Here is a 1,355-nt window from a genome sequence, read left to right on the forward strand (position 1 = left end):
AGCCACGGAGCTCCATTGGGTAATGATGAAATCGCTTTAACCCGTGCCGAGCTAGGTTGGGCAAACAGCAATCCCTTTGAAATTGCCGATGACATTTATCAAGCGTGGAATGCGTGCGATAAGGGCAATAAGTTAGAAAACGACTGGAATGCCCAATTTGCCGACTATCAAGCCAAATATCCAAGTGAGGCGGACGAGCTACAACGCAGACTATCAGGCGAGTTGCCAAGCGATTTTAACGCCAAAGCGGACGAATTTATCAAAGCCTGCCAAGCCAAAGGCGACACCATCGCCACGCGTAAGGCAAGCCAAAATACCATCGGTGCGTTCGCCCCATTGTTGCCCGAGATTTTGGGTGGTTCGGCAGACTTGGCAGGGTCAAACTTGACCTTGTGGAGCGGTGCTAAGGGCGTGCAAGACCACGCTGACGGCAACTATGTCCACTATGGTGTGCGTGAATTTGGCATGACCGCCATCGCCAACGGGGTGGCGTTGCATGGCGGATTTATCCCTTATACTGCCACGTTTTTGATGTTTATGGAGTACGCTCGTAATGCCGTGCGTATGTCGGCACTCATGAAACAGCGTGTCATCAACGTCTACACTCATGACAGCATTGGACTTGGCGAAGACGGGCCTACCCATCAGCCTGTGGAGCAGATTGCCAGCCTACGCCAAACGCCAAACCACTTTACTTGGAGGCCGTGCGACACGGTGGAGACGGCGGTGGCGTGGAAAGTTGCCCTACAAACCGCCAATGCCCCAACGTCTCTTATCCTATCTCGCCAAAACCTTGCTCATCAAGACCGCACGGACGAGCAGGTTGCCTTGATTGAAAAAGGGGCATATGTGCTTGCCAAAGAACAAGGCGACTTGCAAGCCATCATCATCGCCACAGGGTCGGAAGTGGATTTGGCAATGCAAGCTCATAAGGCTTTGAGCGAGCAGGGCGTGGGCGTGCGTGTGATGTCTATGCCATGTGCTGAAATCTTTGTCAAGCAAGACCGTGATTATATTGAAAGCGTATTGCCTAGCGATGTCCGTGCTCGTGTGGCGGTGGAAGCAGGCATTGCCGATTATTGGTATAAATTTGTCGGGCTTGACGGCAAAGTCATCGGTATGACAACCTTTGGTGAGTCCGCCCCTGCCAAAGATTTGTTTAACCATTTTGGCATTACCACCGATAAAGTCGTGGAAGCGGTGAAATCGTTGATCTAATACCAACATAAAAAATACCCCAATTGGGGTATTTTTTTATTTAACCAGTTTCTTTAAACCGATTAGAACAATCCTGTAGGCTTGGTGCTATAAGAGACCAGCATACATTTGGTTTGTTGATAGTGGTCGAGCATCAT

General features: G+C 50.1%; 1 protein-coding gene. It reads left to right on the forward strand.

The genetic code is table 11. The annotated features are described in order from the left end of the window. A partial coding sequence (locus tag GY683_RS04255) for a transketolase C-terminal domain-containing protein (protein ID WP_297287564.1) occupies positions 1-1,218 on the forward strand: 1,218 nt, incomplete at its 5' end. Positions 1,219-1,355 lie beyond the last annotated feature (137 nt).

The sequence above is a fragment of the Moraxella sp. genome, from assembly GCF_024227015.1.
Taxonomy (GTDB): Bacteria; Pseudomonadota; Gammaproteobacteria; order Pseudomonadales; family Moraxellaceae; genus Moraxella.